This window comes from Rhodoferax sp. (genome assembly GCF_014859475.1).
In the GTDB taxonomy this organism is placed as follows: Bacteria; Pseudomonadota; Gammaproteobacteria; order Burkholderiales; family Burkholderiaceae_C; genus Rhodoferax.
In genome coordinates this window covers 1-9,833 of record NZ_JACUUE010000093.1, presented here as the reverse complement: position 1 = coordinate 9,833, position 9,833 = coordinate 1, and the positions used below count along the sequence as shown (strand labels likewise).

At 63.1% G+C, this 9,833-nt stretch carries 10 protein-coding genes; all 10 read right to left on the bottom strand.

Annotation, left to right across the window (positions count from 1 at the left end):
• Positions 1–80 precede the first annotated feature (80 nt).
• The 10 genes from IBX54_RS09345 to murG all read right to left on the bottom strand — a co-directional run bounded on the left by IBX54_RS09345 (position 81) and on the right by murG (position 9,633).
• Positions 81–542, bottom strand: coding sequence for a prepilin-type N-terminal cleavage/methylation domain-containing protein (locus tag IBX54_RS09345; RefSeq protein ID WP_296542385.1), 462 nt, complete (start codon positions 540–542; stop codon positions 81–83).
• Positions 543–573: 31 nt separating this feature from the next.
• On the bottom strand, positions 574–1,017 hold the full coding sequence (gene gspG / locus IBX54_RS09340; RefSeq protein ID WP_296542384.1) for a type II secretion system major pseudopilin GspG: 444 nt from the start codon (positions 1,015–1,017) through the stop codon (positions 574–576).
• A 91-nt stretch (positions 1,018–1,108) separates the two neighbouring features.
• Positions 1,109–1,285 (bottom strand): hypothetical protein, encoded by a 177-nt coding sequence (locus tag IBX54_RS09335; protein WP_296542383.1) that lies wholly within the window; start codon positions 1,283–1,285, stop codon positions 1,109–1,111.
• Between the two features lie 17 nt (positions 1,286–1,302).
• Entirely contained in the window at positions 1,303–2,226 is a 924-nt protein-coding gene (gene lpxC / locus IBX54_RS09330; RefSeq protein WP_296542382.1) for a UDP-3-O-acyl-N-acetylglucosamine deacetylase, read from the bottom strand.
• A gap of 483 nt (positions 2,227–2,709) precedes the next feature.
• Complete coding sequence (ftsZ, locus tag IBX54_RS09325) at positions 2,710–3,963, bottom strand: cell division protein FtsZ (RefSeq protein ID WP_296542381.1); 1,254 nt, start codon at positions 3,961–3,963, stop codon at positions 2,710–2,712.
• A gap of 141 nt (positions 3,964–4,104) precedes the next feature.
• On the bottom strand, positions 4,105–5,334 hold the full coding sequence (ftsA, locus tag IBX54_RS09320) for a cell division protein FtsA (protein WP_296542380.1): 1,230 nt from the start codon (positions 5,332–5,334) through the stop codon (positions 4,105–4,107).
• A gap of 4 nt (positions 5,335–5,338) precedes the next feature.
• On the bottom strand, positions 5,339–6,142 hold the full coding sequence (locus IBX54_RS09315; protein ID WP_296542379.1) for a cell division protein FtsQ/DivIB: 804 nt from the start codon (positions 6,140–6,142) through the stop codon (positions 5,339–5,341).
• Positions 6,139–7,086 (bottom strand): D-alanine--D-alanine ligase, encoded by a 948-nt coding sequence (locus tag IBX54_RS09310; protein WP_296542378.1) that lies wholly within the window; start codon positions 7,084–7,086, stop codon positions 6,139–6,141. The genes IBX54_RS09315 and IBX54_RS09310 overlap by 4 nt, the downstream gene beginning before the upstream one ends.
• Positions 7,086–8,525, bottom strand: a complete 1,440-nt coding sequence (murC, locus tag IBX54_RS09305; protein WP_296542377.1) for a UDP-N-acetylmuramate--L-alanine ligase — start codon at positions 8,523–8,525, stop codon at positions 7,086–7,088. Before murC ends, IBX54_RS09310 begins: the two co-directional genes overlap by 1 nt.
• Positions 8,526–8,556: 31 nt before the next feature.
• The gene (gene murG / locus IBX54_RS09300; RefSeq protein ID WP_296542376.1) at positions 8,557–9,633 is read right to left on the bottom strand and encodes an undecaprenyldiphospho-muramoylpentapeptide beta-N-acetylglucosaminyltransferase; all 1,077 of its coding nucleotides are present in this window, start codon (positions 9,631–9,633) and stop codon (positions 8,557–8,559) included.
• Between the last annotated feature and the right edge of the window lie 200 nt (positions 9,634–9,833).

The window sequence follows — 9,833 nt, the reverse complement described above, 5'->3', positions numbered from 1 at the left end:
TGGCGATCCATGACTTCCGGGGTCATGGATTGCTTCACTTCGTTCGCAATGACGGAGATAGTTCGCAATGACGGGGCTGTTCATGGCAAGGTGGCCTGTACAGCAAACGGCCGCACGCCATCGGTGGCCAGGCGCAAGCTTTTGGTCGGCTCGCTGATGGAAAACAGCGCCAGGCTTTGCGGCTCGATGATGGGCTCGGGCCCCAGCAAAAGTGTGGCTGGCTGCGCCGGGCTCGCAATGCCGGGTACATCGACCCTGGCTGTAGTGTCGGCATCGAGCCAGGTTTGCGCCAAGCTGTCTTCTGCGCGTTCGGGCGGCGGCAAACCGTCAAATTGAAAGCCGTCGGCGGTCACGCGCCAGCGCACCGGCACGCCGCTCACTTGCGAGCGTGCCCGCGCCGACTCGAACAGGGCCGACAGGCGCAGCGCCTCACGCTCGAGCCGGGTCTGGGTGCCGTCGCGCATGGCAAAACCGATGCCCGCCGAAGCCATGGCCACAATCGCCAGCACCACCAGCAACTCCAGCAGGGTAAAGCCTGACACTCGCCTCGGCAGCGGGCAAGGGCGTGGCAACTCAGGGCTGCCAGCTGCCAATGTCTGCATCGCGGCCCTCACCTCCGGCCTGGCCGTCAGCGCCGAACGACATCACATCGACCTCGCCCTGGATGCCGGGGTTGAGGTAAATGTAAGGCTGACCCCAAGGGTCTTGCGGCAGCTTGTCGAGGTAGTTTTTCCAGTTGTTGGGTAGCGGGGGCGTGGTTGGCTTGACCAGCAGCGCCTGCAGGCCCTGCTCGGCCGTGGGGTAGCGCATGTTGTCGAGGCGGTAGAGCTTGAGCGCCTGCACCAGGTTGGCGACATCGGTCTTGGCCGCCGTGACGCGCGCGTCATCGGCGCGGTCGAGCACATTGGGCACGATCAGGGCCGAAAGCACCCCAATGATGAGCAGCACCACCATCAATTCGATCAGGGTAAAGCCGCGCTGCAGATGGCACGCAAGAGAGGATGAGATTTTTTTCATGAGACCGATGTTGCCAATTTAAAAGAGCGCACGTCATGCGTTTCGACAAGTTTAGCCAGAAAAACCTGCGCCGCACAAAGCCGTTACGCGCTCAAAGCACCCGCTCCAGGATCAGCACGGCGAAAAAGCCGAACGCCGACAAAAGCGCCCACTTCAGCACCAGCCAGCCAAAGCGCTTGAAGCGCGCATCACCCGTGGCCGCATAAAACGCAAACGACACCAGTGCCGTCAGCAACATCAACAACACCAGCCAGCGAAATAAAAGCATGTCGAGCCTTGTCCGCGTTACCAGGCGCGCGCCAACTGAGCGAAACCAGCCGGGGCCTGCTTTTCGTTCTCAAACGTCACCACGTCCCAAGCCTCTTCGTGGTTCAGCAACTCGCGCAGCAGCAGGTTGTTGAGCGCATGGCCCGAGCGGAACGCGCTGTAGCTGGCCAGCAGCGGCTTGCCCAGCAGGTACAGGTCGCCCATGGCGTCGAGGATCTTGTGTTTGACAAACTCGTCGTCGTAACGCAGACCACCGGCGTTGAGCACCTTGTAGTCGTCCATCACGATCGCGTTGTCAAGCCCGCCACCGAGCGCCAGGCCGTTGGCGCGCATCATCTCGACGTCTTTGGTGAAGCCGAAAGTGCGCGCGCGGGCGATGTCTCTGGAATAGGAGCCGGTGCTCATGTCAAACAGCACGCGCTGGCCGGTGGCATCCACCGCCGGGTGGCTGAAGTCGATCTCGAAACTCAGGCGGTAGCCGTGGTAAGGGTCGAGGCGCGCCCATTTCACGTTGTCGCCCTCGCCTTGGCGCACTTCCACCGGCGCGAGCAGGCGGATGAAGCGCTTGGGCGCGTTTTGCAGCTCGATGCCGGCGCTTTGCAGCAAAAACACGAACGATGCCGCCGAGCCGTCCAGAATCGGCACCTCTTCGGCGTTGATGTCCACATACAGGTTGTCCACGCCCAGACCGGCGCAGGCCGACATCAAATGTTCCACGGTGAGCACGCGCGCATTGCCTTTGGAGATGGTGGATGCCATGCGCGTGTCAGTCACGGCAAGCGCCGACACCACAATATCGACCGGCTCGGGCAAGTCCACGCGCCGGAACACGATGCCGGTGTCAGGCGCTGCCGGACGCAGCGTGATTTCCACACGCTGGCCGCTGTGCAGGCCGACGCCCACGGCGCGGGTTAATGTTTTGAGGGTTCTTTGTTTCAGCACGGTGCGATTTTACTTTTACCGACCAGCTCCGCCATGGAGAGGGAAAAGTCAGCCAGCTTTCACACACCGGCATCAGTCCTGTCGTTTGCACAATTCTTCTCATGAAAGCTCGACTAACCTGCATGAATCCAGAGCGATGCCCCAAATGATGAAAGCGTACCGTCATCGCGAGCCCCCCGTATCCGGCCCGATACCGCAAACGGACCTTGAACAGAGACTTCGTCATCGCGAGCGAAGCGTGGCGATCCATGACTTCCGGGGTCATGGATTGCGTCACTGCGTTCGCAATGACGGTGATGTTCATGGAAAGCGTAGCGCGGCAGTCCAGGCAGTTTGGGGGCATGGATTGCGTCACTTCGTTCGCAATGACGACGTTCTTTCACGTTAAAACCGGCATGAAAGGCAATGCCGCAAGCGCCCATTCGTTGAGCCGAAGCCATTTGCGATGTGCCGCCCGCAACGCGGGATGCTGGCGGCAGCCCCTCAATCGGCCTGTTTGCGCAAGAATGCCGGAATCTCGAAGTCGTCCATGCCGCCGCTGCTCAAGGCATCGACCTTGGCCGCGGCCGAGGTGCGGTTGCGCCAGACGCTGGGCGTCGCCATGGAGCCGTAGTCGGTCTGGTCGCGGCCCACGTTGCCGGTCGCCATGACACTGCCCACCTGGCCCGCGCCCGCCGGGGTGTTGAGGGTAGGAATCTGAAACGGCACGTCGTGCGTGCCGGTGCGCATTCCGATGTCGGGCTGGGTTTGCGTGACCACCAGTTTGGGGCGTTGCACCTGACGACTCAGGCCGGTGGCGACCACGGTGACGCGAATCTGGTCGTCCAGGTTGTCGTCATAGGCAGTGCCGTAAATCACCTGCGCATCCTGCGAGGCGTAATTGCGGATGGTGTTCATGACCACTTTGGATTCCGACATTTTCAGGCTGCCCTTGGCGGCCGAGATCAACACCAGCACGCCTTTGGCGCCCGACAGGTCGATGCCTTCAAGCAGCGGACAGGCCACAGCGTGTTCGGCGGCGATGCGGGCGCGGTCGGGCCCGGCTGCCACGGCGGTGCCCATCATGGCTTTGCCGGGCTCGCCCATCACGGTGCGCACGTCTTCAAAGTCCACGTTCACGTGGCCGGGCACGTTGATGATCTCGGCAATGCCGCCCACGGCGTTCTTGAGCACGTCGTTGGCATGGGCAAAGGCCTCTTCCTGCGTGGCATCGTCGCCCAGCACTTCAAGCAGTTTTTCATTGAGCACCACGATCAGCGAATCGACATTGGCCTCGAGCTCGGCCAGGCCGCCCTCGGCGTTGTCCATGCGGCGCTTGCCCTCGAACTCGAACGGCTTGGTGACCACGCCCACAGTCAAAATGCCCATTTCACGCGCCACGCGCGCAATCACCGGCGCAGCACCGGTGCCAGTGCCACCGCCCATGCCGGCGGTGATGAACAGCATGTGCGCGCCGTCGATGGCTTCCCGGATGTGCTCGATGGCAAGTTCGGCCGCTTCCCGCGCCTTTTCGGGCTTGCTGCCGGCGCCCAGGCCGGTGCTGCCGAGCTGGATGACGAGGTGGGCATCGCTGGTGGACAGCGCCTGCGAATCGGTGTTGGCGCAGATAAATTCGACGCCCTGGACGGCGCTGGCAATCATGTGCGCCACAGCGTTGCCGCCGCCGCCGCCAACGCCGATTACCTTGATCTGGGTACCTTGGTTAAAGGCTTCTTCGTCGATGAGTTCAATGGTCATGGTGTGCTCCTGGGGTTGCAATAAATAAAAAATAACTCGAAAAGTCTGGTCGAAATTGGGGCTGCGATGCAAAGGGTGGGTCCATGCATCGCCAGCGTCGGCGCGGTCTGGCGCGGCAGCGCCACAGAAAAGTTTTCATGCTTAAAAATTCCCCACAATCCAGTCCTTGACCGAGCCTAAGGCGGTTTTCATGGAGCCGTTTTTTTGTGACACCTTGAAGCCGCGCAACCGGGCAATACGGGCTTCTTCAAGCAGGCCCATCACTGTGGCGGCGCGCGGTTGCGCCACCATGTCGGACAGTACGCCTTTGTATTTGGGAATGCCGCGGCGCACCGGTTTCAAAAAAATGTCTTCGCCGAGCTCGACCATGCCGGGCATGACGCAACTGCCGCCGGTGAGCACAATGCCGCTGGAGAGCATTTCTTCAAAGCCCGACTCGCGCATGACCTGATGCACCAGGCTGAAGATTTCTTCAACCCGCGGCTCGATCACCCCGGCCAGCGCCTGACGGCTCAGCATGCGCGGGCTGCGGTCGCCCAGGCCGGGCACTTCCACCTGCGCCTCGGGGTCGGCCAGCAACTGTTTGGCGTAGCCGTTTTCGACCTTGATTTCCTCGGCATCCTTGGTCGGCGTGCGCAGCGCCATGGCAATGTCGCTGGTGATCAGGTCGCCGGCAATCGGAATGACGGCGGTGTGGCGGATGGCGCCGTTGGTAAAGATGGCCAGGTCGGTGGTGCCGGCACCAATGTCCACCAGCGCCACGCCGAGTTCGCGCTCGTCCTCGGTCAGCACCGACAGGCTGCTGGCCAGCGGGTTGAGCATGAGCTGCTCCACTTCCAGGCCGCAGCGGCGCACGCACTTGATGATGTTTTCGGCCGCGCTCTGCGCGCCGGTGACGATGTGCACCTTGGCCTCCAGCCGGATGCCGCTCATGCCGACCGGCTCTTTCACATCCTGGCCGTCGATGATGAATTCTTGCGGTTCCACCAGCAGCAGGCGCTGGTCGGTGCTGATGTTGATGGCCTTGGCGGTTTCCACCACCCGAGCCACGTCGGCGGCAGACACTTCGCGGTCCTTGATAGCCACCATGCCGTGCGAATTCATGCCGCGAATGTGGCTGCCGGTGATGCCGGTATAGACGCGCTGAATCTTGCAATCGGCCATCAGCTCGGCCTCTTTGAGCGCCTGCTGGATGCTCTGCACAGTGGCGTCGATATTGACCACCACACCGCGTTTGAGCCCGTTGCTGGGCGCCACGCCCAAGCCGGCCAGCTTGAGCGCGCCGCCGGGCATGACCTCGGCCACCACCACCATGACCTTGGCGGTGCCAATGTCCAGACCCACAACCACATCTTTGTACTCTTTTGCCATTGCGTCACCTGTTACCTTGGATTACTTTTTTCAGGGGATCAGCCTCGACCGTGCTGACCCCGTTGAGCCGAATCGCATAGCCATCGGTATGGCGCAAATCGACCGAGGCGAGCTGCTCCACGCTGCGGTTGTAGCGCGAGGTGGCCTGCGTCACCGTCTTTAAAAATCGCTCCAGCCGCGCGAGCAGCTCGTCGGTGCTGCCGCTGCCGAGCTCCAGCGCCGTACCGTTGTCAAACTGCGCCCGCCAGCCGCCGCGGGCGGTGAGCTCAAGTTGCGCCAGCGTCAACTCCATTTGTGCCAGGCGCGGTTGCAAGGCTTGCAGCATGGCCAGCAGCTGCGCACTCTGGCCCTCGGGGCCGCTCAGGCGCGGCAGGTCGTCCTGCTCGAGCTCGCCCAGATTAGCCTCGAACACCTCGCCAAAATTGTTGACCAGGCGCGAATCGCCCTCACCCCCCCAGAACGCCACCGGCTGGTGCTCTTGCAATTGCACCTTGAGCCGGTTCGGAAAATCGCGCCGCACGACCGCCTGGCGCACCCAAGGCATGGTCTCGAAAACCTGTCTCGCCGCGTGCAGGTCGAGCGTGAAAAACGTGCCCTGCAAGCGTGGCATCACGTTGGCGCGCAGCGAGATGGCGTTGTAGTGCGAGACATCGCCCGTGACGGTGACACCCCGAATGGCAAACTGCGGCAAGCGCTGCGCATAGGCCAGCGCAGCGCCCAATAGCAGCACCACCACCAGCCCGAACAGGGCGCTGGCCAGCGCGTTCATGAGCTTGATGTCGAGTGGCAGGGGCGCCTTGCTTTTCATAGGGCGTAGTCGCGACTGGCGGATTGAAGAACCTGCAGGCACAGTTCGGGGTAGCTGATGCCGGCCGCCATGGCTGCCATCGGCACCAGCGAATGGCTGGTCATGCCCGGCGAGGTGTTGAGCTCGAGCAGATAGGGCTGGCGCGTGGCGGCGTCGATCATCACGTCGGCGCGCGCCCAACCGCGGCAGCCCAGGCTGCGGTAGGCCTTGAGCGCCAGCTGCTGAATGGCGGCTTCTTCGCCTGCGGGCAAACCACAAGGCACCAGGTACTGGGTGCTGTGGGTGAAGTATTTGTTGCGGTAGTCGTAGTTGCCCTCGGGCGCTACGATGCGGATCACCGGCAACGCGCGGGCTTGCGCACCGCTGCCCAGCACCGCAATGGTGACCTCGTCGCCACAGATGAACTGCTCGCACAACACTTCGTCATGCATGTCGGCGGCCAGCTTGAAAGCGGCCTCGCACTGCGCAACGGCGGTGACCTTGGTGAGCCCCAGGGACGAGCCTTCGCGGGCAGGCTTGACGATCATGGGGCAGCCCAGTTCGGCAAAGGCGGCGCGGGTGGCTTCGGCACTGTCCACCTTGCGCCAGGCTGGGGTCGGCAGGCCGTCGCCGCGCCAGATGTGCTTGGTCATGCGCTTGTCAATGGCAAGGCTGGAGGCCATCACGCCCGGGCCGGTGTAAGGCATGCCAAGCAATTCCAGCGCACCCTGCACCGTGCCGTCTTCGCCAAAACGCCCATGCAGGGCAATGAAGCAGCGCGTGAAACCTTCTTTTTTCAGCTCGAGCAGGTTGCGCTCGGCCGGGTCGAACGACACTGCGTTCACGCCCAGGCTTTGCAGCGCCTGCAAGACGCCACTGCCCGACATCAGCGACACCTCGCGCTCGGCCGAGGTGCCGCCCATGAGCACCGCCACTTTTTCAGTTTTCAAGTCAAATTGGCTCATCACCCTTGCGCCTCCTGCGCACCAGTTGCCTGCGTTTGCAGCAGCTTGACCACTTTGGCGGGCACGGTGCCAATCGAGCCGGCGCCCATGCACAGCACCACGTCGGCGTCTCTGGCCGCAGCAAAAATGGCCTGCGGCATGTCAGCAATGTCATCAACGAACACCGGCTCGATGTGCCCGGCCACACGCAGCGCGCGCGCCAGGCTGCGGCCATCGGCCGCCACTATGGGTGCCTCGCCTGCGGCATAGACTTCGGCCAACAACACCGCATCGGCCTGGCCGATGACCTTGATGAAGTCGTCAAAGCAGTCGCGCGTACGGGTGAAGCGGTGCGGCTGGAACGCCAGCAGCAGACGCCGCCCCGGAAAGGCGCCACGCGCTGCCGCCAGCGTGGCGGCCATTTCCACCGGGTGGTGACCGTAGTCGTCCACCAGCGTGAATGTGCCGGCGCCATTGGCCGCGCTGACCGGCAAATCGCCATAGTTTTGAAAACGCCGCCCAACGCCCTTGAAGCTGGCCAGCGCGCGCAGCACGGCGGCGTCGTCAATGCCCAGCTCCACCGCCACGGCTATCGCCGACAGCGCATTGAGCACGTTATGGCGGCCCGGCAGATTCAGCACCACGGCCAGGTCGGGCAGCACCAGGCCGTTGCGCCGCTGCACGGTGAAGTGCATCTGGCCATTGACCGCGCGCACATCCACGGCACGCACCTCGGCGCCTTCTTCGAAGCCATAACTGGTCACCGGGCAGGTCACCTGCGGCAGGATGGAACGCACCGCGGCGTCGTCGGTGCACAAAATGGCGGTGCCATAAAACGGCATGCGGTGCAAAAAGTCAACAAAGGCTTTTTTGAGGTTTTCGAAATCATGGCCGTAGGTTTCCATGTGGTCGGCGTCGATGTTGGTCACTACCGCCATCACCGGCAGCAGGTTCAAAAATGACGCATCGGATTCATCGGCCTCAACCACGATGTAGTCGCCCTTGCCCAGGCGCGCATTGGCGCCGGCGCTGTTGAGGCGGCCACCGATGACAAAAGTGGGGTCGAGCCCGGCCTCGGCCAGCACGCTCGCGACCAGGCTGGTGGTGGTGGTTTTGCCGTGCGTGCCGGCAATCGCAATGCCCTTTTTCAGGCGCATCAGCTCGGCCAGCATCAGCGCGCGCGGCACCACCGGAATATGCATGGCGCGTGCCGCGATGACTTCGGCGTTGTCGGCCTGCACGGCGGTGGAGATCACCACCGCGTCGGCGCCGCTGACGTTGCTGGCAGCATGCCCGACCTGCGTCTGTATGCCCAGCGCCTGCAGCCGTTGCAGCGTGGTGCTGTCGGCCTGGTCCGAACCCGAGATGGTGTAACCCAGGTTGAACAACACCTCGGCAATGCCCGACATGCCAACGCCGCCGAGGCCGACAAAGTGAATGTGCTGGATGGCGTGTTTCATAAAATAATTGGGGTCAGATTCGAATTAATTTTCATTTGCAGAGCCCCTCGCAGGCTTCGACGATGCTTTGCGTGGCCTCCAGCTTTTGCAGCTGCTTGGCTGCCAGCGCTTTTGTTAGCAGGCTGGCGCGATCCAGCCCCGCCAACTGCGCGGCCAACGCCTGCGGTGTTAATTGGCTTTGCGGCACCAGCCAGCCCGCGCCCTGGTCCACCAGAAAACGCGCGTTGATGGTCTGGTGGTCGTCCACCGCCGACGGGAAAGGCACAAACAGCGCAGCGGCACCCACCGCAGCCAGCTCAGTCACGGTGCTGGCACCAGCGCGGCAAAGCACCAGGTCGGCATCGGCAAAGGCCTGCGCGGTGTCGTCAATGAACGGCGTGAGCTGCGCCCGCACGCCAGCGGCGGCGTAGTTGGCGCGCAAGGCATCAATTTGTTTGGCACCGCTTTGGTGAATCACCTCGGGGCGACTGGCCTCTGGCAGCAGCGCCAGCGCCTGCGGCACGATGTCGTTGAGCGCCTTGGCACCCAAACTACCACCGACCACCAGCAACTTCAAAGGCCCGCTGCGACCGGCAAAACGCTGCGCCGGATCGGCCTGCTGCAAGAACGCCGCGCGCAGGGGGTTGCCGACCCAGCGTGCGCCCTTGAGCACCCCCGGAAACGCGGTAAACACCCGGTCGGCTACCCCAGCGAGCACCTTATTGGCCAGTCCGGCCACTGAATTTTGTTCGTGCAGGATGAGCGGCTTGCCCAGCAAAACCGCCATCATGCCGCCCGGAAAGCTGATGTAGCCGCCCAGCCCCAACACCACATCAGGCTTGACCCGGCGCAGCACCTGAATGCTCTGCCAAAACGCCCTGAGCAGCCGCAGCGGCAACAGCGCCACCGTCAACGCCCCCTTGCCGCGCACACCGCCAAAATCAATCGACTCAAAGGCGAACCCCTGCGCTGGCACCAACTGGCTCTCCATGCTCGGCTGCCCGGCGCTGCCCGTGCCACCGAACCAGTGCACGCGCCAGCCGCGCTCGCGCAGAGCCTGCGCCACCGCCAGCCCCGGAAAAATATGCCCGCCGGTACCGCCAGCCATGATGAGCGCGCACTTACTCATGCAACAGCTCCCGCGTTGGCAATGTCAACAAAACCAAGGCGTTGAACAACTACAGAACACCGCACCACGCCCCAGCCAGCACGATGTGTTGCGAAGCAGCACGAGCCAAGTGGGCTTGGCAGTTGGTGGTTCGGCTGCTCTGCCACCCACCCCCTTCTGTATGCGCCTGCGCTGGGTGGGTTTTGCGGGATCAGGCGTCG

Excerpts from the sequence above, each read along its gene's own strand:
- ftsA (WP_296542380.1), bottom strand. The coding sequence starts at position 5,334 with ATGGCAAAAGAGTACAAAGATGTGGTTGTGGGTCTGGACATTGGCACC.
- IBX54_RS09315 (WP_296542379.1), bottom strand. The coding sequence starts at position 6,142 with ATGAAAAGCAAGGCGCCCCTGCCACTCGACATCAAGCTCATGAACGCG.
- IBX54_RS09335 (WP_296542383.1), bottom strand. The coding sequence starts at position 1,285 with ATGCTTTTATTTCGCTGGCTGGTGTTGTTGATGTTGCTGACGGCACTG.
- murC (WP_296542377.1), bottom strand. The coding sequence starts at position 8,525 with ATGAAACACGCCATCCAGCACATTCACTTTGTCGGCCTCGGCGGCGTT.
- gspG (WP_296542384.1), bottom strand. The coding sequence starts at position 1,017 with ATGAAAAAAATCTCATCCTCTCTTGCGTGCCATCTGCAGCGCGGCTTT.
- murG (WP_296542376.1), bottom strand. The coding sequence starts at position 9,633 with ATGAGTAAGTGCGCGCTCATCATGGCTGGCGGTACCGGCGGGCATATT.
- ftsZ (WP_296542381.1), bottom strand. The coding sequence starts at position 3,963 with ATGACCATTGAACTCATCGACGAAGAAGCCTTTAACCAAGGTACCCAG.
- IBX54_RS09310 (WP_296542378.1), bottom strand. The coding sequence starts at position 7,086 with ATGAGCCAATTTGACTTGAAAACTGAAAAAGTGGCGGTGCTCATGGGC.